This is a genomic window from Paraglaciecola sp. G1-13 (assembly GCF_055809255.1).
In genome coordinates this window covers 2,591,397-2,611,685 of the sequence record NZ_CM147903.1, presented here as the reverse complement: position 1 = coordinate 2,611,685, position 20,289 = coordinate 2,591,397, and the positions used below count along the sequence as shown (strand labels likewise).

Annotated in this window: 19 protein-coding genes and 1 tRNA gene; 9 read left to right on the top strand and 11 right to left on the bottom strand. The window is 45.1% G+C overall.

Going from position 1 to position 20,289, the window contains the following annotated elements; all coding sequences use genetic code 11:
* Positions 1–132: 132 nt before the first annotated feature.
* The 10 genes from AC0L6N_RS10995 to lolB all read right to left on the bottom strand — a co-directional run bounded on the left by AC0L6N_RS10995 (position 133) and on the right by lolB (position 8,673).
* Positions 133–576, bottom strand: a complete 444-nt coding sequence (locus tag AC0L6N_RS10995; RefSeq protein ID WP_473474651.1) for a hypothetical protein — start codon at positions 574–576, stop codon at positions 133–135.
* A gap of 221 nt (positions 577–797) precedes the next feature.
* Positions 798–1,997: an ABC transporter substrate-binding protein gene (locus AC0L6N_RS10990; RefSeq protein WP_473474650.1), complete on the bottom strand. Its 1,200-nt coding sequence runs from the start codon at positions 1,995–1,997 to the stop codon at positions 798–800.
* 277 nt (positions 1,998–2,274) lie between these two features.
* Positions 2,275–3,366 (bottom strand): redox-regulated ATPase YchF, encoded by a 1,092-nt coding sequence (gene ychF / locus AC0L6N_RS10985; RefSeq protein WP_011575350.1) that lies wholly within the window; start codon positions 3,364–3,366, stop codon positions 2,275–2,277.
* A 44-nt stretch (positions 3,367–3,410) separates the two neighbouring features.
* Positions 3,411–3,995: an aminoacyl-tRNA hydrolase gene (gene pth / locus AC0L6N_RS10980; protein ID WP_006990498.1), complete on the bottom strand. Its 585-nt coding sequence runs from the start codon at positions 3,993–3,995 to the stop codon at positions 3,411–3,413.
* A gap of 5 nt (positions 3,996–4,000) precedes the next feature.
* Positions 4,001–4,642 (bottom strand): 50S ribosomal protein L25/general stress protein Ctc, encoded by a 642-nt coding sequence (locus tag AC0L6N_RS10975; RefSeq protein WP_011575349.1) that lies wholly within the window; start codon positions 4,640–4,642, stop codon positions 4,001–4,003.
* Between the two features lie 246 nt (positions 4,643–4,888).
* Positions 4,889–5,965, bottom strand: coding sequence for a mechanosensitive ion channel family protein (locus AC0L6N_RS10970; RefSeq protein WP_473474649.1), 1,077 nt, complete (start codon positions 5,963–5,965; stop codon positions 4,889–4,891).
* Positions 5,966–6,115: 150 nt separating this feature from the next.
* Positions 6,116–7,063 (bottom strand): ribose-phosphate pyrophosphokinase, encoded by a 948-nt coding sequence (locus tag AC0L6N_RS10965; RefSeq protein ID WP_006990502.1) that lies wholly within the window; start codon positions 7,061–7,063, stop codon positions 6,116–6,118.
* A 30-nt stretch (positions 7,064–7,093) separates the two neighbouring features.
* A tRNA-Gln gene (locus AC0L6N_RS10960) sits at positions 7,094–7,168 on the bottom strand.
* A gap of 54 nt (positions 7,169–7,222) precedes the next feature.
* Positions 7,223–8,083, bottom strand: a complete 861-nt coding sequence (gene ispE, locus AC0L6N_RS10955) for a 4-(cytidine 5'-diphospho)-2-C-methyl-D-erythritol kinase (protein ID WP_473474648.1) — start codon at positions 8,081–8,083, stop codon at positions 7,223–7,225.
* Positions 8,068–8,673, bottom strand: coding sequence for a lipoprotein insertase outer membrane protein LolB (gene lolB, locus AC0L6N_RS10950; RefSeq protein WP_473474647.1), 606 nt, complete (start codon positions 8,671–8,673; stop codon positions 8,068–8,070). Before lolB ends, ispE begins: the two co-directional genes overlap by 16 nt.
* A 140-nt stretch (positions 8,674–8,813) precedes the next feature.
* Between lolB and hemA the strand changes: the two genes are divergently transcribed.
* The 6 genes from hemA (at position 8,814) to AC0L6N_RS10920 (ending at position 15,512) form a co-directional block, all read left to right on the top strand.
* The gene (gene hemA / locus AC0L6N_RS10945) at positions 8,814–10,085 is read left to right on the top strand and encodes a glutamyl-tRNA reductase (protein ID WP_011575345.1); all 1,272 of its coding nucleotides are present in this window, start codon (positions 8,814–8,816) and stop codon (positions 10,083–10,085) included.
* 101 nt (positions 10,086–10,186) lie between these two features.
* The gene (gene prfA / locus AC0L6N_RS10940; protein WP_006990506.1) at positions 10,187–11,275 is read left to right on the top strand and encodes a peptide chain release factor 1; all 1,089 of its coding nucleotides are present in this window, start codon (positions 10,187–10,189) and stop codon (positions 11,273–11,275) included.
* A 5-nt stretch (positions 11,276–11,280) separates the two neighbouring features.
* Complete coding sequence (prmC, locus tag AC0L6N_RS10935) at positions 11,281–12,177, top strand: peptide chain release factor N(5)-glutamine methyltransferase (RefSeq protein ID WP_473474646.1); 897 nt, start codon at positions 11,281–11,283, stop codon at positions 12,175–12,177.
* 105 nt (positions 12,178–12,282) lie between these two features.
* Positions 12,283–13,836, top strand: coding sequence for a DUF3369 domain-containing protein (locus AC0L6N_RS10930; RefSeq protein ID WP_011575343.1), 1,554 nt, complete (start codon positions 12,283–12,285; stop codon positions 13,834–13,836).
* 85 nt (positions 13,837–13,921) lie between these two features.
* Positions 13,922–14,299, top strand: coding sequence for a SirB2 family protein (locus AC0L6N_RS10925; protein WP_011575342.1), 378 nt, complete (start codon positions 13,922–13,924; stop codon positions 14,297–14,299).
* 298 nt (positions 14,300–14,597) lie between these two features.
* Positions 14,598–15,512 (top strand): SirB1 family protein, encoded by a 915-nt coding sequence (locus tag AC0L6N_RS10920; protein WP_473474645.1) that lies wholly within the window; start codon positions 14,598–14,600, stop codon positions 15,510–15,512.
* Positions 15,513–15,559: 47 nt separating this feature from the next.
* Here the strand turns inward: AC0L6N_RS10920 and bioA are convergent, their stop codons facing one another.
* On the bottom strand, positions 15,560–16,840 hold the full coding sequence (bioA, locus tag AC0L6N_RS10915; protein ID WP_473474644.1) for an adenosylmethionine--8-amino-7-oxononanoate transaminase: 1,281 nt from the start codon (positions 16,838–16,840) through the stop codon (positions 15,560–15,562).
* Between the two features lie 98 nt (positions 16,841–16,938).
* Here bioA and bioB point away from each other — a divergent pair, with 98 nt between their 5' ends.
* Genes bioB through AC0L6N_RS10900 form a run of 3 tightly spaced genes read left to right on the top strand, consistent with a single transcriptional unit; the run spans position 16,939 to position 20,241 of the window.
* The gene (bioB, locus tag AC0L6N_RS10910; RefSeq protein WP_473474643.1) at positions 16,939–18,048 is read left to right on the top strand and encodes a biotin synthase BioB; all 1,110 of its coding nucleotides are present in this window, start codon (positions 16,939–16,941) and stop codon (positions 18,046–18,048) included.
* The gene (locus AC0L6N_RS10905; RefSeq protein WP_473474642.1) at positions 18,048–19,280 is read left to right on the top strand and encodes an aminotransferase class I/II-fold pyridoxal phosphate-dependent enzyme; all 1,233 of its coding nucleotides are present in this window, start codon (positions 18,048–18,050) and stop codon (positions 19,278–19,280) included. The genes bioB and AC0L6N_RS10905 overlap by 1 nt, the downstream gene beginning before the upstream one ends.
* Positions 19,270–20,241 (top strand): methyltransferase domain-containing protein, encoded by a 972-nt coding sequence (locus tag AC0L6N_RS10900; protein ID WP_473474641.1) that lies wholly within the window; start codon positions 19,270–19,272, stop codon positions 20,239–20,241. The genes AC0L6N_RS10905 and AC0L6N_RS10900 overlap by 11 nt, the downstream gene beginning before the upstream one ends.
* Positions 20,242–20,289: the final 48 nt, after the last annotated feature.

Here is a 20,289-nt window from a genome sequence, read left to right as displayed (position 1 = left end):
ATTGCTAACGGTGTGGCCGTTGTTTGTTACGCTACACTACACGCAAACTCTAGATTCCCATCAATCCTCCACTAAGAAGTTAGACTCTATTCAATTTGCGTTAGCTCAACGTGCATAGTCTGTTAAGTGATATTAGCGGACGGCTTTAATGCCAATAGTAAAAAAGTAAAAGCCGTTTTCGTCAAAGTTATCGTTTGATTCACGCCACAGCCATAATCCAAGCTCAGGAATTTCATAGGTGTAGCCGTTATCATGTGTGACTGGCGAGTGCCCTGTGAGTGCTTCGATTTTTGCTAATGCACTCTTCACCGGTAAGCTCAGAATAGACTCGCCTAATAAGGTGACATCGTATAGTTCACTGTAAGCAAATTCGATGGATTCAACTGTCGCTGGATCACCCTGGTAAGATACATGCAAATCGTTACGGTAAAAAGCGTCACTTGCTAGTTTGCGTTCAGGATACTTATTGATGGATTTGAAAGGCTGATTTAGGGTATTTAGTACTTGCTCTCTGGGGGCATCTAAAGGGATTTGCGTGGTTCCTAAAGACGGCTGTATATCAAATATAGGTTTCATTCGGCTTCTGTTTCTAGTCAATTTTTAGCTGATTGTAAGTGATATGTGGATAGTAAATTCACTGTTGATGAGCATTAGGGGTCTATATGCGGAGCTAAATGCTTAATCATTTAACCCTAGCAGCACTAACATTCGCCATTACCAAAACGGTACACAGGCCGCGATAAAAATACACTACAAAGACTAACAACGCTATTTTATATCAGATTGCGGAAAGGATCTTAAGCGAACCTGTTCCAGTTTGCGCCTGGGTTATCAATAAAATCTGACATGAGCTGCATACCATCGACAGACATATTTTTCGTGGTGTCACGGTCGTAGAATTGGGTGATATCCTGGTTATCAGCGAATATGTAAGGCTCCTGGTTTGAATGGTAATTGTGGGTCCGTGTTGCTTGCAGATGCGGGGACAGATAGCCCAAATTTTTACTGAGCGTTTCTTGGATATCTGCACGGCCAATAAAGGACATGAACAATCGTGCAGCCGGTTTGTTTTGCGCATTTTTAGGGATCATAAACACCTCAATGGGTGTTTCTTCGAATAACGGTAATTTACTGTCTATTTGTGGAAAACGGAAAAAACCGATATCGTCACGAAATTGCTCAACAAACTGTTGCTCCACAAAACTGCCTAATAACGTCATACCTGCCAGATCTCTATATACATAGGGCATAGCATCCTGCCAATTTTTTGCTTGGCTACCCGATAAAAAATAACCTAAATCGATAAGTTGCTTCAAAGCACTAAAAACCGATTTTACCCTTGGCTCGGTGTAGTCTACTTTTCCAGCCATTAATTGTTGATGAAAGGCGAGGCCGTTGATACGTAAATTCAGGTAGTCAAACCATGCCGCCACCGGCCAGTTTTCCTTCCCACCGACCACGATAGGCGTAACGCCATTTGATTTTAGGGCTGCGCAAACAACCAGAAATTCATTCCAAGTTTCAGGCGGCTCTATCGCTAGACGGGAAAAGAGTGATTTTTTGTAATAGATACTCCATTGGTAAAAAGCGAAAGGCGCTGCATATAAACTATCACCTTGTTGCACTGTTCTCGTTATCCTTTGAGGGAAGTGCGTGAGCCAGTTATTCTTCTGCCACAAATCGTCCAACGGCTCTAATAAACCTTGGGAGGCAAACTGATCCATACGTTCTCCCGCTTGCCAATATACGACATCAAATCCATTTTTTTGGGTTAGCCACTTCTCTATCGATGCTTTGTACTGTTTGTCGTTTTGCACCGTAAACACAATCCGTAGATTTTGATGCCGCTGTTCAAATGCTTCTGCTAATTGATGGTATGCCGCTCGCTGTCCTTTGCTGGCCACTAATAAGCTAATGTTTAGGGTCTCATTCGTTTTGGCATGAGGGGCGGCAATATTCAAAAAGCAATAAAGCAGCATGAAAGGCCAAAAGCGCATAATAAAAATACCTAAAGTTGAAGTGGCTTAGTTAATTTTTAAGCCCCAATTTAGCACGGCAACACACAGCTAAGATGCAGTGCGCGAGTTAACGTAATAGTGAGTTAACGTGATACTAGTGTACATTAGGTGTTTTTCCTTAATGCTTTAGTCGATGAACGCTGGTGTGAATTACCCAGCACATAACAGACCACGTTCTAGGCATAAAGAAACAGAGCTAAAAAGCTCTGTTTCTTTTAAAAAAGGGGGGAGATACGCTAGCGGATCTTAAAAATAGCTATACGTTGAAACGGAAGTGGATAACATCGCCGTCTTTAACAATGTATTCTTTACCTTCTAAGCGCCATTTACCTGCGTCTTTGGCACCTTGCTCACCATTGAATTCAACAAAGTTGTCGTAACCAATGACTTCGGCGCGAATAAAGCCTTTCTCAAAATCGGTATGAATGATACCAGCCGTTTGCGGCGCGGTAGAACCAATTGGGAAAGTCCATGCGCGCACTTCTTGTACACCAGCAGTAAAGTAGGTGTTTAAGTTAAGAAGGCTGTAGCCACTTCGAATAACACGGTTTAGCCCTGGTTCTTCAAGGCCCATTTCAGCCATGAACTCAGCACGTTCGTCGTCTTCTAACTCACCAATTTCTGCTTCCATTTCCGCGCAGACTGCAACAACAACAGCGTTTTCGCCTTCGGCGATGCTGCGTACTTTATCCAGGTATGGGTTATTTTCAAAACCATCTTCGTTCACGTTGGCAATATACATGGTTGGCTTAAGCGTTAAGAAGTTCATGTAGCTAATGGCTTTTAGTTCTTCCTTTTCAAGCTCAACGGAGCGCAACAACTCGCCTTCGTCTAAATGCGGCTTAATTTTCTCAAGTACTTTAAGTTCGAACTTGGCATCGCCATCACCACCTTTGGCACGTTTGGCGACGCGTAAAAGGGCTTTCTCTGTGGTTTCTAAATCTGCTAGCGCCAATTCAGTATTGATAATATCGATATCGTCTTGGGGGTTAATTTTACCTGCAACGTGAACTATGTTGTCGTTATCAAAACAACGAACAACATGACCAATCGCATCGGTTTCACGGATATTTGCTAAGAATTTGTTACCAAGGCCTTCGCCTTTAGATGCGCCTTCGACCAATCCCGCGATATCCACAAACTCCATCGTGGTAGGTAAGATACGTTTTGGGTTAACGATAGCAGCTAGCTTGTCTAAACGAGGATCAGGAACAGGTACTACGCCCGTGTTCGGCTCAATCGTACAAAACGGAAAGTTTGCGGCTTCGATACCGGCTTTGGTCAAAGCATTGAAGAGCGTTGATTTACCTACGTTTGGTAATCCCACTATGCCGCATTTAAAACCCATTTTTAGATCCTCTTTATCTTTAATATCAGTATTAACTGATGTGCTTATTCTGCTTTGAATGAATGCAGCCTGTTCATGGCTTTTTTCATATCATCTTTTATTAGTATTTCAATACAGCGGACGCCCTCATCTATTGCGGCATCCATTTGTTCTTGTTCTTTCGCGGGGGCTTTGCCTAATACATAGCCTGACACCTTGCCTTTATGACCAGGGTGGCCAATGCCTACACGCAAACGATAAAAATCTTTGTTATTTCCCAAGCTTGATACAATATCGCGAATACCGTTTTGGCTTGAACTGCCGCCTAATTTAAATTTGGCGATGCCAGGGGGCAAATCGAGTTCATCATAGGCCACTAAAATGGATTCAGGGGGAATGCGATAAAATCCGGCTAATGCCGCAACCGCTTGACCACTTTTATTCATATAAGTGGTGGGAATGAGCAAACGTATATCTTGGCCACCTATCGTCACACGACCGGTATAACCAAAAAACTTACTTTGTAAACTCAGAGTACAATTGTGCATCCGGGCAAGGTTTTCAACTAACCAAGTACCGGCATTGTGGCGGGTGTATTTGTATTCGAGGCCTGGATTACCCAGGCCTACAATAAGTTGTATGTTAGACAAACAACTTATTCCGCAGCAGCTTCTTCACCTTCGGCATCATCTTCTTCAGATTCTACGCTTGGGCCTTTAGCAGTTTTAACGGTTACAACAGCTAGATCGTGATCTTCGCCTTTAGCAAGTTCAACAGACGTTACGCCTTCAGGAAGAGCGATGTCTGACAAGTGAAGAGTCTGACCAAGTTCAACGTTAGTCACGTCAACTTCGATGAACTCAGGCAAGTCCGCTGGCAAACAGCTAATTTCTACGTCAACCATGTGGTGCTCAGCGTGGCCACCATGAGTTTTAATAGATTCTGCTTTATCTTCGTTTACGAAGTGTAAAGGTACGTTTGTTTGAAGAGCTTGCTTCGCATCAACACGTAAAAAGTCCAAGTGAGTTACACGAGGCTTGAACGGGTGACGTTGCATGTCTTTAATAACGGCTTCAACTTTTTTACCGTCAACATTCAAGGTAAGAACGTGAGAGTAAAAAGCTTCGAATTCTTGCGCTTGGAAAACTTTGTTATGTGACAAAGTTAAAGAAACGGCTTCTTTACCAAGGCCGTATAATACAGCTGGTACTTTGTCTTCGTGACGTAGGCGGCGGCTCGCACCTTTCCCTAAATCAGTACGGACTTCTGCGTCTAGAGTGAAAATTCCTTCAGACATGAGATAACTCCAATAAGTAAGTAATAAAGTGTAGATTTCTGCGACCAAAATCTACTATGTTCGCTAAATTAACCCGTTATCAAAACAAGATAATTTGCAGCCCTATAAAAAGGGCGGCGAATGTTACCACTGACATAGTGAGTTAACAAGAAAGATCTCCGTTGTTGTCTATCTAAAGCGGGCCAGCATGCAACGCATCCGTTCAGGAGCCAAAACAGCAATTGGGGGCGGGGATTCCGATGTGCATCAACGCGAAGCATTCACCTCCTGGGACTGCTCTTGTTGTGTATTGATTGCCCGAATGGGATAGGGGATCACAATTCCCTCTTGACGAAAACGTTTATGTAACGCTTTTATAAAAGCTGATTTAATAAAAAAGCGGTTAAAATACTCTTCAGCCCGCAGCATCACAGTAAAATTTATACTTGAACTATCAAAGGTGTGAAAAACCACAAACGTATCATAGTCATCTATGCCCCATTTATGAGAGTGCAATATTTCCCTTGCGACCTCTAAGACCACACGCTCTACGTGCTCTAAGTCTGAATCGTAATGCACTCCCACATCGACCGGTACAGACAACTCTTTTTCAGGGTAGTAATAATTGATCACCTTTGACTGTGACAGCATGCTGTTGGGCATGACCACAATATTGTTCGGTAGCATCTTAATCCAAGTAGAGCGCCAACCAATTTTTTCGACAAAGCCTTGCTCGCCAGAATCCAACTCAACAAAATCGCCCACCCGTATGGGTTTATCGATAACCAGTTGTACGCCAGAAAAAAAGTTTTCCAAGGTGGGTTGCAGGGCGAGTGCCACGGCAAGAGAGGTAATACCCAAAGATGCCACAATAGGCGTAATAGAAATTCCTAGGGTGCCTAAAATGACTAAACTGCCAATCCCGATAATGAGTATTTTGCTGGTACCTCGAATAATACTCTGGCTGTTGCGTAAGGCCTCTGACGTATCAGCGTAATTGACCAAAAGTTGATTGCAAAATCGCTCTGCAAATACCAGCAATGCGATGATAATGCCTATTTGCGCCGTGACATCGACTTGTTTATAAAACTGATCGGATATTAATTCGTATTTAAGTAGCAGGTATTGCAGGAGGTAAAGATTGATGACAAGAATAAATATATTCAGCGGTTTACTCAAAGAGTCGAGCAGCACGCTAGTGACATGTCGGCCTTCACTGCGCTTTATTCTTTGTAATTGCACCAATACGAAGCGTTTTACTAAGTACATGGTGATTACACTGATAGCCACTAACCCGCCAACAACCAGCCACGGGTAAGGGATAAACTGCCAAACTTCTTGCATCGTTATTCCACCAACAGTTTAAGGTATCGTGGTGGCGCAAGTTATGTACCAAACCCAGTTGGTTGGCTATAAATGGTTAATAAAGAGGTAGAAAATGAGCACAAAAAAGCCGCTGTAAAAGCGGCTCAATAGATTCTCACTCAGCACACGTTAGTATTCAAACATCGCCGAGATTGATTCTTCGTTGCTCACGCGGCGAATGGCCTCAGCAAGCATGTTTGATAAGGTTAATTGCTTCACTTTATCAAGGGCTTTTATTTCTGGGCTAAGGGGGATACTGTCAGTGATGATAATTTCATCAATTACAGAGTCACGCAGGTTTTGTGCCGCGTTGCCCGAGAAAATAGCGTGGGTAGCATAAGCGAAAACATTCTTAGCTCCGTGGGCCTTTAAGGCTTCTGCCGCTTTGGCTAAAGTGCCACCAGTATCAATCATGTCATCAACTATAATGCAGTCACGATCTTGTACATCACCTATGATGTGCATAACTTGAGCAACGTTCGCTTTAGGGCGTCGTTTATCGATAATGGCAAGGTCGGTATCGTTTAGCAATTTTGCTACCGCACGAGCACGCACAACACCGCCAATATCTGGAGAAACAACCACTGGGTTTTCAATGTTACGACGACGCATGTCATCTAACAAAATCGGTGTACCGAAGGCGTTATCAACAGGCACATCGAAGAAGCCTTGAATTTGCTCTGCGTGTAAGTCAATAGTCAATACGCGGTCAACCCCAACGTTTGACAAGAAATCGGCAACGACCTTGGCAGTAATTGGTACACGGGCAGAACGTACACGACGGTCTTGACGAGCATAACCAAAGTAAGGAATAACAGCGGTAATACGGCCTGCCGAAGCACGACGAAATGCATCAATCATGACAATCAATTCCATTAAGTTGTCATTGGTAGGTGCACAAGTCGATTGGATAATAAAGACGTCTGAGCCGCGCACATTTTCATGTACTTCTACGCTGATCTCCCCATCGCTAAAGCGCCCAACACTGGCGTGGCCAAGTTTGGTATACAGCCTGTCGGCTACTTTCTGTGCAAGTTCAGGTACTGCGTTTCCAGCGAAAAGCTTCATGTCTGGCACGTTAAATTCCTCAGTGCGTAAAAGTGAAAATGGCTGGGATAGCTGGATTCGAACCAACGAATGACGGGATCAAAACCCGTTGCCTTACCACTTGGCGATATCCCAAAAATACTCTGTATTAATATAACCTTTCGCCGCGTAATGACGCGTTTACTTGCGCTAGCTAATGCTACCTAGGTGCGCTAATTTGTCGTGCACGGGAGACACATCGACTCCTTTGGCGACAAAACCTGAGCAACCTGATGGTAAATTAGCAAGTACATTTTCTGCTTCTTGGTTACTGGTAAAGACCGCAAATAAACAAGCACCTGTGCCTGTCATTCGAGACGGCGCGTATTCTAACAACCAGCGTAATGTATTTGCAACATTCTCAAAGCGATTACAGACTAATTGCTGGCAGTCGTTATGTGTTTGGTCAAAATCATACTCTTGCCAAGAAATAAGTGGTGTATTTCTGGGCAAATCAGGGGCGTTAAATACCTCAGCGGTAGACACGTGACATTCAGGAAACACAACCAGGTAGTGCTTCTGCGCAATATTTACAGGCGTTAGCTGCTCGCCAACACCCTGAGCAAAAGCGGTATTGCCCATGACAAAAACCGGCACATCAGCACCTAACGCTAAGCCTAATTCCGCCAATTCTGTCAGGCTTAGATTACATTTCCATAAATAGTTAAGGGCAATTAATGTGGTCGCCGCATTAGATGAGCCTCCACCAATTCCCCCTCCCATGGGCAACACTTTACGTAATTGGATGTCGCAACCTTCGGAGCAGCCCGTATGTGTTTGTAATAAACGTGCCGCCTTAACGATAAGGTTGTCTTCATTTGCTACCCCGTCTATCGGCGTGAGCAATGTAATCTCAGCACGGGGCGTGACCGTAAAAGCCAATTCATCGCCTTTATCCAATAGTTGAAATAGGCTTTGCAATTGATGATAGCCGTTGGGGTAACGGCCATTGATGTGTAAAAACAGGTTCAATTTGGCGGGGCTTGGCCACCAATCTATTGTTTGGTCCATTGATTTACTCTGATTAAAATTTGGTTCCCAAGAGCGGAATTGTTGAGCTTTATATTGTGAGGCAGCCAGACTTCATCCACTTGGTGGTAGTCTTGGTAAGTGATCAGCCAACCCGCACAGCTGTCGCAAACAGGGATTAGCTGCTCGATCACGCCACTTTGTGCATAAATGACCTTATCAGTAGGCTGAGCTTGGCCTTTGATCCAAAATGGAAATTGCGACACCGGGATTTGCCACCCGGTAATTCGCCATATTAAATGGCTGGCATCCGTATCTTGATACTGCTCATCGTCTATATTTAGCTCAGCAGACTCTTTGTCTCCCTGCATAGTCAGAATATTAATGCCCACCATGGTATTGAGGGAAAGATGGTAGCTGTCGTCGATTTGTTGCCAATTTACATTCGCACTGAACTTTTCATCGCTACCTTTAAAGGCCATACGACCTTTTAATTTCCAGTGCTGTATCTGACTTAACTTAGCTTGATGTTCTTGACTATTAACCTGAATATTTTGGGGTGGAGGCGTCGCACACGCGTTGAGTAAAATCGTAATAAGAATAAGTAATGCGGAATGTATTGTTGAACGCACGCTCACAGGCACCATACTTAGAAAATGAAAGGAGGCTATAGGAACATACATAGCAGGGTGCTTTCAATAGTTTTACCTTTTGCGTACAATGCCGCCCTGATCTGGCCTTAACACCGTTTAATGAAAAAGCTGTATTCCGCATGACCTTAATTGCCTTTGGGATAAACCATAAAACTGCGCCAGTAGAATTGCGAGAAAAAGTCGCTTTCTCGCCGGACGCTATGGTCGAAGCCTTGAAATCTTTAGCACACTTAACAGGTGCTGATGAATCTGTGATTGTCTCTACCTGCAATCGGACAGAGATATACGCGCAAGCGGAAAACCTCACCGCAGACGCGCTCACAACATGGCTCGCTGAATTTCATCAAGCCAAAGCGGACGAACTAGGCCTTAATAGTTATATATATCATCAAGAAGATGCCATAAAACACATTATGCGTGTAGCCTGCGGTTTAGACTCATTAATACTAGGTGAGCCGCAAATTTTAGGGCAGGTTAAGCAGGCCTTTGTCAGTGCTAAAGACTCTGGCGTTATTAAAAGTGATTTTGAGCGCCTGTTCCAGCAGACTTTTTCAGTGGCCAAGCGGGTGCGCAGCGAAACGGAAATTGGTTCTAATGCCGTATCAGTAGCTTACGCCTCGGTACAATTAGCCAAACATATATTCTCTTCATTAAAGAAAAGTAATGTGTTGCTCATCGGTGCGGGTGAAACTATAGAGCTGGTTGCTAAGCATATGCATGAGCAAGGGGTTAAAAAACTCAGCGTAGCTAACAGAACATTGGCACGCGCCGAAGCCATTGCCCAGCCGCTGGGAGCAACAACCCTAACCTTGACGCAAATTCCAGCGCATTTAAAGGACGCCGATATTGTGATCAGCTCTACGGCGAGTCAGTTGCCTATACTCGGCAAAGGGTTAGTTGAGCGAGCGTTAAAAGACAGACGCCACAAGCCTATGTTCTTGGTTGATTTAGCCGTACCCAGGGATATCGAAGCCGAAGTGGGTGAGCTCGATGATGCCTACCTATATACCGTGGATGATTTACAGCAAATTGTCGAAAAGAACATTGAGTCGCGCCAGCATGCTGCTTTGCAAGCTCAGCAGATGATTGAAGAACAAGCTCAGCAATATATGCTATGGCGCCAAGGACAATCATCTATAGACGTATTGCGTGATTTTCGCCAGCAAAGTGAAAGTCAGCGAGATACGTTGATTGCCAAAGCATTAAATCAATTGGCAGACGGCAAGGAAGCAGAGCAAGTTATCAAAGAGTTAGCGAATAAGTTAACGAACTCGTTAATACATGCGCCGACCAAAGCATTAAAAAAAGCTGCTATGCAGCAAGATAATAAAAATATGAGTCTATTACAGGATGCGCTAGGGTTAGCTCGCGCAAACGACTCATCTAAGTAACTTCATTTACACCTATGTTGCTCGGTACTATTGCCAGGTTCAAGCCATTGGGTTGAGACCAACAAGTACACAGCGAATCAAAGGTGCTTAGCAGGAATAACATGAAAGAATCAGTTCAGCGTAAATTAGAGTCATTAACGGAGCGCTTTGAAGAGGTACAGGCATTAGTCAGTCAGCCTGAGATTATTGCCGATCAAGATAAATACCGCGCATTGACCAAAGAATACTCGCAACTTGAGGGCGTGGTTAAATGTTTTGCAGACTATCAAGGTGCTCAGGGAGATTTTGAATCTGCGCAAGAAATGATGCAAGAAAGCGATCCTGAAATGCGTGAAATGGCCCAAGAAGAATATAAATCGTCTAAGCAGGCCATTGAACAGTATGAAGATGAATTGCAGATACTGTTGCTACCTAAAGATCCTAACGACGAAAGCAATTGCTTTATTGAAATACGCGCAGGTGCCGGCGGTGATGAAGCGGCGATTTTTGCTGGGGATTTGTTTCGCATGTACAGCCGTTACGCTGAAGCACGTCGCTGGAAAGTCGAAGTGGTTACCATGAATGAAGGCGATCATGGCGGTTACAAAGAAGTGATTGCAAATATTATTGGTGACGGTGCCTATGGGGTGCTTAAGTTTGAATCCGGTGGTCACCGCGTTCAGCGTGTGCCTGAAACTGAATCGCAAGGGCGAATTCATACTTCGGCGTGTACTGTGGTGGTTATGCCGGAAGTACCAGAATCCGAAGCGATTGAGGTGAATAAAGCTGACCTTAAAATTGATACGTTTCGTGCCTCGGGCGCCGGTGGTCAGCACGTCAACAAAACTGACTCCGCTATTCGTATTACTCACGTACCATCCGGTATTGTGGTGGAATGTCAGGATGAGCGCTCACAACATAAAAACCGCGCCAAAGCCATGGCGGTATTGCAATCACGTTTAAACAAACTTGAAGAAGAAAAGCGTCAAGCAGAAGAAACCTCGACCAGGCGCAATTTGGTGGCAAGTGGCGATCGCTCCGAGCGTATTCGAACTTACAATTTCCCTCAAGGGCGAGTGACTGATCACCGTATTAATTTGACGTTATATCGTCTTGATGACGTTGTGGCGGGTGATTTAGACGCGGTGCTTGAACCTATTCGTCAAGAGCACCAAGCTGATTTGTTAGCGTCATTATCTGACGAAGGCTAAATTCAATGAGCACCCTGCAACGTGCTCTTAGTGGCCACAGTATCGCCGAGCAATTAGCACTGGCAAAGGCGCAATTCATTGACAGCGATAGCGCTGCGCTGGATAGCCGTTTGCTCATGTGCCATGTTTTACAATGTGAAACAGCGTACTTGATGACGTGGCCAGAAAAGCCTTTAGATGAGGTGCAATTGCGCACCTATCAGCAACTAGTGGCAAAACGCACAACAGGTTACCCCATCGCTTATCTGCTGGGGTATCGTGATTTTTGGAGCCTACGTTTACGTGTGTCCCCCGCGACATTGATCCCCCGCCCTGAAACCGAATTATTAGTTGAAACTGTGCTTAATCTTCCTATCGCTGAGGATGCTCATGTGCTTGATCTTGGCACGGGTACAGGAGCAATCGCCCTTGCGCTGGCCAGTGAGAAACCCAATTGGCAAGTACAGGGCATTGATAAAAGTGCTGATGCGGTGGCACTTGCTAAGCAAAATGCCCAGTTAAACTCGTTGCCACAAGTCCGTTTTATGCAAAGCGATTGGTTTAGTGCGCTAGAACAGACACAACTAGATCAGCAAAACAATCAGCATAACGTGTTCTCTTTGATCGTCAGCAATCCGCCTTATGTGGAAGATGACAGCGTTTACTTGCAACAAGGTGACGTGCGTTTCGAGCCCGCCAGCGCACTCACATCAGGCAAAGATGGCTTAGACGATATTCGCATTATCATTAGTAAAGCGATAACGTTTTTGCCTAGCGGCGGTTGGCTTGCCTTTGAGCATGGATATCAGCAAGCGCAAGGGGTACAAGCACTGCTAGTAAACAATGGATTCGAGCAGGTTCATTCTGTTAACGATTTAAACGACCTACCTCGTATTACGCTTGGGTGTTTAGTCAGCGCTTAGTATGCTGCAGGATTGCAACTGTTTGAAAAGCGTACTATTTTAGACATGCATATAGTTGTACAACGAAATCAGAATGATAATTGCGCAAGCGAAGGGAAGGGTAGAATGAACGACGAGTTGTTATTTGCAGACGATACCGATGAAGACACAGTTCAGTACCAAGGCACATGGAAAATCCTCATTGTCGACGACGAGCCAGAAATTCACGCGGTAACAAAACTGGCATTGAGTGATTTTGAGTTTCAAAATAAAAATTTAGAGTTTCTGAGTGCATACAATGGTGTTCAAGCTCGTGAAATTTTGTTGAGTGAACCAGACATTGCCGTCGTTTTATTAGATGTGGTGATGGAAACCGATGACGCAGGTTTAAGAATTGCCGATTTTATTCGCAATGAAGCGAATAACCATTTCATCAGGATCATTTTACGCACAGGCCAACCAGGTCAAGCCCCAGAGCGTGATGTGATTATCAATTATGATATCAATGACTATAAGTCTAAAACCGAATTAACTGCGCAAAAGCTGTTCACTGTGGTTATTGCAGCGCTGCGGTCTTATCGTGACATAGTGGCAATCAATGAGAATCGCATTGGCTTAGAAAAAATTATCTCAGCATCTGCTAACCTATTCCAAACTCATTCCGTCGAGCACTTCATTGAGGGCATCGTACAGCAACTCTCATCTTTACTCGGGGGCAGCAAAGATGCAGCTTACTTAACCTGCGCCGTCGCGGGACCTAAGTCCTCAGAGACATCACGTTTAAACTCCTTAGAGCAGCTTTATGTGTTTACTGGACAGGGTGAATACAAGAGGGCGGCGGGAAAGTCATTGTCATCGGTGTTATCAGGGGAGCATTTAGAAGCGTGTCGCGCAGCACTGAACAACAAATCTTTGGTTTACGAAGACGAGTATCTGGTAGCGTATTGTGAGAGTAAACGAGGTTCCGGCTCTTTACTTTACTTGTCCGGATTGCCAAAAAAGTTAACTGATTCCCAGAAAAAACTAGTAGAAATTTTCTCGCAAAATGTGCAAATCGCTTTTGACAACATCATGTTGACCAAGGACATCGAAGACACCCAACGGGAAATTATCGAGCGTTTAGGACAAGTCACTGAAGATGGGGCAATCAGTCTTGACTACACGCAACGCATCGTTGATGTGTGTAAGGTACTAGGGAAAGCGCTAAATTTGGACAAATCGCAGCTAAAACTATTAACCTCGGCGGTGCCCTTACACGATGTGGGCAACTTGTGCGGGTCTACCCATGCGTTATTTAAATTAGAGCAACTCACACAAGACGATGTTGACTCAATCGATAAGCACACTAACTTTGGCTATCGGCTATTAAAAGGGTCAAACAAGCCGTTGATCAAAATAGCCGCCACGATAGCTAAAGAGCACCATGAATATTGGAATGGACAAGGTTATCCCAATGGTTTGAAAGGGGATAATATTCACTTGTATTCACGCGTGGCATCTATCGCCATTGCCTACAGCGTCATGCGCTGTCCTGCACAAGAAACAGCAGCATGGTCAGTTGAAAAAGCGCTGGAACGCGTACAAGCATTGGCAGGAGAGCAGTTTGACCCAAATTTGGTGGCCTTGTTAAGTGAAAATATTCATCAAATTGAGGGTGTCAGTCAGGGGGCTGTGCGTTAATATGCGCCCCGATTCTTGGTTACCTAGCCCGATTCTAATTTAGGTAATTAACGTAAAATACGATTAACATCATAAGGACCAACCCATGTACACAGCAGTCAAACACATTCACTTAACCTGCATAGCGCTGAGTGTTTTGTTATTTGTTATACGCTTTTTTTGGACCATGACCAGCTCAAGTATGTTGCAAAAAAAATGGGTGAAAATTACCCCACATATTGTTGATACCTTACTGATCCTAAGTGCTGCGACTTTGTGTGTCATGATTAGCCAATACCCATTTGTCACCCCATGGGTCACTGAAAAGTTTGTGGGTTTGTTGATGTACGTATTTATGGTGGCGTTAGCATTAAAGATGGCACGTACCAATTTTATGCGTGTCGTTGGTTTAGTGGGGGCGTTAAGCTGGATAGCCTTCACCGCATTGGTCGCGATCAGTAAGCAACCAATTTTGTTCGCTTAACACTGTTATATCAATCCGCATTCTGAGGTGCGTTTTAATAGGGCTTACACTGCATTACATGACGTCGAAAGAGAGCAACTATTCATTCAGTCATGCGCCTTGTTTAAGTCCTTTTATGCTCTCGCTGAGTGCTCACTGATTAACGTGGAATGGTATTAGATACTTGCAGCCTGATCTGTGCAGGCAGTACTGCGCTTTTTTGTCGAACCGAGTTCACAACATTCCACTAAATTTCTTATCAAGAATACGCTTCATCTTCCGATAAAATATATAGATTACGGATGAGGTATATTTTTCAGTGCAGTTGATAAAGCAAGCCATTCAAAATAACCAGCTGGCGCGCGCAGGACTTATTGCAAGCCAGTATATTGTGGGTGCTAAAAAAGACATCTGCACATGCTTGCGAAAAGTGGAACGATGGGCCAAACAAGCCAAGGTTATGGCTCATATATCACAGCCTGATCAGGCCGCATTTGAGCGTTTAATTCAGTTCTTCTATCGAGATTTAGCCTTTAGCGGCTCACGTTTAAGGGGTGACATAAGCCCAGGTGAAGTAGAGCGCCAAAGTGTGCTGCACCAGGTTCTCGATTATCGCAGTGGTACACCTGTTACATTAGGGATCGTTTTTAGTAGCGTGGCACAACATCTGGGTTTTAAGGTGGCATGTGTTAATTTCCCTGGGCATTTTTTACTGCGCTGTGATATTTCTCCACCAGAGGTAGAAGCAACTCTGCAAAACGGCCTAATGTCATCCCAGCAGGGTAATAGAGAGGCATATTCTGACTCCCCTGTAGCCTGCACCAGCTTATTCATTGACCCAAACGATGGGCGTCTTCTCAGCCAAGAAATACTAGAGCAAATGTATTTTGAGGTCATTGAGGAAATTGACGACGAAACCATGCCCAAAGAGGCGCTTGAAACAGCAAGTTGTGATGAAGTGGTCGTTCACATGTTAAATCAACTTAAAGCGTCTTTAATCAACGCAAAACGCTACGAAGAAGCATTGCGAAGTATTGAGCTGTTGATTGCCTTGTGCCCCAATAACCCTTACGAGCGCAGAGATAGGGGCGTATTGCTGCACGAATTGGCCTGCCCGCAACTGGCTATCATTGATTATCAATATTTCATTCGCCAATGTCCCAAGGACCCAGCTGCGACGTTATTGGCTCAGCAAGTTAAACACATGAACACGACGCCACCTGTGATGCACTGACACGTGCTGCGGTCTTATTGGGCCAACGTCTATTAAGCCAATTCCACTTAGCTCAGCACGTCATAAATTGCCTGTGTTAACTGGCGCAACTCGTTTGGTTGAATAACATAAGGCGGCATGATGTAAACTAGCTTACCGAAAGGACGGATCCACACACCCGCTTTAACGAATTTTCGCTGTAACGAGGCCACATCAACAGCAGATTTGCACTGAACGACACCAATTGCGCCTAGTACCCTCACATCAGCCACGCCTTCAAGCTCAGCACATTTTGCTAACTCTTGTTTTAATTGTTGCTCAATGTTTTGTACCTGCTGCTGCCAAGCACCGGTGGCAATAATATCTAAACTGGCATTTGCGATGGCGCATGCTAAAGGGTTACCCATGTAGGTGGGTCCATGCATGAATACCCCAGGGCTGCCTTGGCAAATGCCTTGTGCCACATCTTCTGTGCATATTGTGGCGGCAAGCGTCACATAGCCTCCGGTCAGCGCTTTACCGACACACATAATATCTGGGCTAATATCAGCATGTTCACAGGCAAACAGTTTGCCCGTGCGGCCAAAGCCAGTGGCAATTTCATCGCAAATAAGTAACAGACCATAGTCATCACATAATTGACGAGCACGTTTTAAATATTCAGGGTGATAAATACGCATACCGCCCGCATTTTGCACCACAGGCTCAATAACCAGCGCTGCAAGCTCATTGTAGTGTTGCTGGATCAGCTCTTCCAGTGGCGCGATGTCATCTTCGTTCCAGGTTTGCGCAAAACGCGTTTGTGGTGCGGGGGCAAAAATCTGTTGGGCCAGAGCATCGGTGAATAACGAGTGCATGCCGTTTACGGGATCGCATACCGACATAGCTGCGAACGTGTCGCCATGATACCCATTGCGCGGGGTAATAAATTTGTGCTTATTTGGACTGCCTTGACACGCCCAGTATTGCAATGCCATTTTCATGGCAACTTCGACTGATACCGAACCAGAGTCCGCCAGGAAAACGCGCTCCAAGCCGGTTGGAGTCATATCGATTAATTTTCTGCACACATCAATTGCAGGTTGATGCGTTAAGCCGCCAAACATGACATGAGAGAAGTTATCAATTTGCGTTTTAGCCGCAGCGTTTAATTCTGGGCGATTGTAGCCATGAATGGCCGTCCACCAGGATGAACAACCATCAACGAGCGTTTCGCCAGTGGCCAAATGAATATATACGCCTTGTGCACCGGACACTTGATAGCAAGGTAATGGATCGATAGCTGATGTATACGGGTGCCAAATATGTTGTTGGTCAAAGGCAAGATTTGCCTGTATTGAATTGTTCAAAAAACACTCGCTTGTAAAGTTTGAAAAGGAATTTAAGTTGACAATGTGCTGAGCGGACTTAGACTAAGCGCGAATTATTATGAAGTAAAGGACCAAGTATGTCAGTCAATGTCGACGCATCTAGCAGCAGTGGCGCCAGTGAAGTACGCCACGATTGGACGTTAGCAGAAGTGAACGCCTTATTCGCCATGCCATTTAACGATTTATTGTTTAAAGCTCAGTGCGTACATAGGGCGCATTTCGACCCGAACTACGTACAGGTCAGTACTTTACTGTCGATCAAAACGGGTGCTTGCCCAGAAGACTGCAAATATTGCCCGCAAAGTGCCCGCTATGATACCGGTCTTGAAAAAGAGCGTTTAATGGAAATTGAAAAAGTCATTCAGCGCGCTCGCGAGGCAAAGGCGGCTGGTTCAACGCGTTTTTGCATGGGTGCCGCTTGGCGAAATCCCAAAGAGCGCGATATGCCTTATGTGACCGACATGGTGCGTGAAGTCAAAAAACTTGGCCTGGAAACCTGCATGACCCTTGGCATGTTAACGCGTGAGCAAGCCATTGCATTGCAACAAGCTGGCCTTGATTATTACAACCATAATCTGGACACATCGCCAGAATTCTATGGTGATATCATTACCACACGTACTTATCAGGACCGTTTAAATACTTTAGATGCGGTGCGTGAAGCAGGCATGAATGTGTGTTCAGGCGGTATCGTTGGTATGGGTGAAACGGGCTCAGACCGATCGGGTTTATTGATGCAGCTCGCTAATTTAGAACATCAACCTGAAAGTGTGCCTATTAACATGTTAGTGAAGGTCAAAGGTACCCCAATGGAAAACGTAGAAGACTTAGATTATTTTGAGTTTATTCGTACTATCGCCGTTGCCCGTATCATGATGCCTAAATCATTCGTGCGCTTATCTGCTGGGCGTGAAGCCATGAATGAGCAAATGCAGGCCATGTGCTTTATGGCTGGTGCTAATTCGATTTTCTATGGTTGCAAGCTATTGACTACATCAAACCCTGAGACGCATGAAGACGTGATGCTATTCAAAAAGTTGGGCATCAATGCCAAGCAAACCCGCGAGTATTCTGATGAAGCTCATCAAGCGGCCTTGCTAGATGAAATTCAAACCAATGAAGCACCTCAAGCACCTGAAATGTTCTATGATGCTACTCAGAAAAAACCAGAAACAGTAAACCTTTAATGGCATTTGATTTTATTCAAGCCGCGCTCGCCGCGCGGCGCAAAGACAACTTATTTCGCCAAGTCACCACGTTAGATTCCTCTATTGGTGCGCTAATCGAGGTGGGTGGTCAGCACTATTTAAACTTCTCCAGCAATGATTACCTCGGTATGCGCCAATCAACTGCTGTGATGCAGGGCTGGGTAGATGGTATTGGCCAATTTGGCGGTGGTAGTGGTGCATCGCCTTTGGTCACTGGCCACACCCGAGCTCATCAAGCGTTGCAAGACAACTTAGCCCATAGCCTAAATCGTGAAGCAGTCATGTTATTCAATTCTGGCTTTGGAGCGAATCAGGCTGTATGTCAGGCTCTGTTTCAGGTCAGTGCCCACTCTTCTGTTCCTCAAGATAGCGGGGAGGGCTACATACTGGCAGATAAGTTAATGCATGCCTCTTTGCTCGATGGAGCGATGGGCAGCAATGCTACTTTGCGCCGATTTGTGCACAATGATTGCACGCATCTAGAGGCTCAGCTGAGTAAGATACGCGCTAGCGACGCGCAAAAGTCAGGCAAAGAGCAAGATGTATTGCTGGTAACCGAAGGTGTGTTCAGCATGGATGGCGATCAAGCACCGCTTCACGCGTTGGCGGATATCAGTGAGCAGCATAACGCTTGGCTTATGGTTGATGATGCTCACGGTTTCGGCGTATTAGGTGAAACCGGCATGGGCTGTGTTGAACAAGCGGGTTTGAGCCAACATCAGGTACCAGTGTTGATGGCTACATTCGGAAAAGCGGTGGGTACCTCAGGGGCATTTATCGCCGGTAGCCAAGATTTGATAGATTATTTAAGTAATTTTGCTAAGCATTATATTTACAGTACCGCTATGCCGCCAGCGCAAGCCGTTGCCACCTTGGCGAGTTTGCAAGCGATTCAACAAAGTGATCAGCGAAGCTTACTGCAACAAAATATTGACGAATTTCGCAAGCTTGCCACTGCTGCTGGGATCCCATTGACATCATCCATCACCGCTATTCAGCCTATTATTATTGGTTGCCCGAAACGCACGTTAGTTATCAGTCAACGGCTGCGGGAAATGGGATTGTGGATCAGCGCTATTCGCACGCCGACTGTGCCAAAAGGAACGGACCGCTTGCGCATTACCTTGAGTGCTTCTCACCATAAAAGAGACATTCAAGCCTTAGTGGATGGCTTAGCGCTTGTGATGGATGAATTACCTGATGACAAGTAATGCCGCTTTATATGTGGCTGATAAGGTAAATGTTTCTGCTAAGCATTCAGCCGCTAAGATTCGCCCTGTTGCAAATTCTGCGCGAATAGAAAGCGTTGAAAATAATATTGCTAACACCAATATTAATCATGAACAGCAACTCAAGTCTCGTATTGCCAAACAGTTTAGCCGTGCAGCAACGCGTTACGATGCTGCAGCGCAAGTACAAATCGATATCGCCGATGATGCCTTGGAATTGTTCTTTGAAATATGTGACGAGCACAGTCAAATATTGCCTAAACGCATTATTGATATTGGCTGCGGCACTGGGCGGGTAACGCGTGAATTAGCGCGTATTAATACGCAGCACACATCACATATTTTCGCCATGGACCTTGCCCTAGGGATGCTAAAGCACGCAAGAGAGCAAACCGTTGAGGGCGCTCCTAACAATAATATTAGTTGGCTTCAAGGTGACGCGGAACATTTGCCCTTGGGGGATAGTGCCGCAAGTGGTGTGTTCTCATCCATGGCGCTGCAGTGGTGTAGAAACAGTACCCAAGTATGTACTGAAATTAACCGCGTATTAGCCCCTGGGGCAAGTGGCGTGCTGGCCATCATGTGCCAAGGCTCCATGCATGAGCTAGATACATGTTGGCAGCACGTTGATAGTCAGCGCAAAATCAATCAATTTGCGTCAGCCGAAACATGGTCAAGTGCGGCGAAAGCCGCTGGATTACAGGTGACCACACAGCAGAAAAGTTACGTGACATGGCATAAAGATGTGCGCGAGTTACTTGGGTCAATAAAAAACATTGGCGCTAATGTCGTTACCAGCAACACGCGACAAAAAGCCATTAGCCGTAACACGCTACATGCACTTGAGCTCTACTATCAAAGCACATTTGGCCGTAATCAAGGGTTACCCTTGACGTACAATGTGTGCTTCTTAAGCCTGGTAAAGCCAGTTAGCAAGCAATGAGCTGACCTTAAGCTGGCATCGTCATCGTTATTATCACCGTTATCATCG

What these genes read in the sequence shown, in the direction of transcription:
- AC0L6N_RS10995 (WP_473474651.1), bottom strand. Translation starts at nt 576, where the DNA reads ATGAAACCTATATTTGATATACAGCCGTCTTTAGGAACCACGCAAATC.
- AC0L6N_RS10990 (WP_473474650.1), bottom strand. Translation starts at nt 1,997, where the DNA reads ATGCGCTTTTGGCCTTTCATGCTGCTTTATTGCTTTTTGAATATTGCC.
- ychF (WP_011575350.1), bottom strand. Translation starts at nt 3,366, where the DNA reads ATGGGTTTTAAATGCGGCATAGTGGGATTACCAAACGTAGGTAAATCA.
- AC0L6N_RS10975 (WP_011575349.1), bottom strand. Translation starts at nt 4,642, where the DNA reads ATGTCTGAAGGAATTTTCACTCTAGACGCAGAAGTCCGTACTGATTTA.
- AC0L6N_RS10970 (WP_473474649.1), bottom strand. Translation starts at nt 5,965, where the DNA reads ATGCAAGAAGTTTGGCAGTTTATCCCTTACCCGTGGCTGGTTGTTGGC.
- ispE (WP_473474648.1), bottom strand. Translation starts at nt 8,083, where the DNA reads ATGGACCAAACAATAGATTGGTGGCCAAGCCCCGCCAAATTGAACCTG.
- hemA (WP_011575345.1), top strand. Translation starts at nt 8,814, where the DNA reads ATGACCTTAATTGCCTTTGGGATAAACCATAAAACTGCGCCAGTAGAA.
- prfA (WP_006990506.1), top strand. Translation starts at nt 10,187, where the DNA reads ATGAAAGAATCAGTTCAGCGTAAATTAGAGTCATTAACGGAGCGCTTT.
- prmC (WP_473474646.1), top strand. Translation starts at nt 11,281, where the DNA reads ATGAGCACCCTGCAACGTGCTCTTAGTGGCCACAGTATCGCCGAGCAA.
- AC0L6N_RS10930 (WP_011575343.1), top strand. Translation starts at nt 12,283, where the DNA reads ATGAACGACGAGTTGTTATTTGCAGACGATACCGATGAAGACACAGTT.
- AC0L6N_RS10925 (WP_011575342.1), top strand. Translation starts at nt 13,922, where the DNA reads ATGTACACAGCAGTCAAACACATTCACTTAACCTGCATAGCGCTGAGT.
- bioB (WP_473474643.1), top strand. Translation starts at nt 16,939, where the DNA reads ATGTCAGTCAATGTCGACGCATCTAGCAGCAGTGGCGCCAGTGAAGTA.
- AC0L6N_RS10905 (WP_473474642.1), top strand. Translation starts at nt 18,048, where the DNA reads ATGGCATTTGATTTTATTCAAGCCGCGCTCGCCGCGCGGCGCAAAGAC.
- AC0L6N_RS10900 (WP_473474641.1), top strand. Translation starts at nt 19,270, where the DNA reads ATGACAAGTAATGCCGCTTTATATGTGGCTGATAAGGTAAATGTTTCT.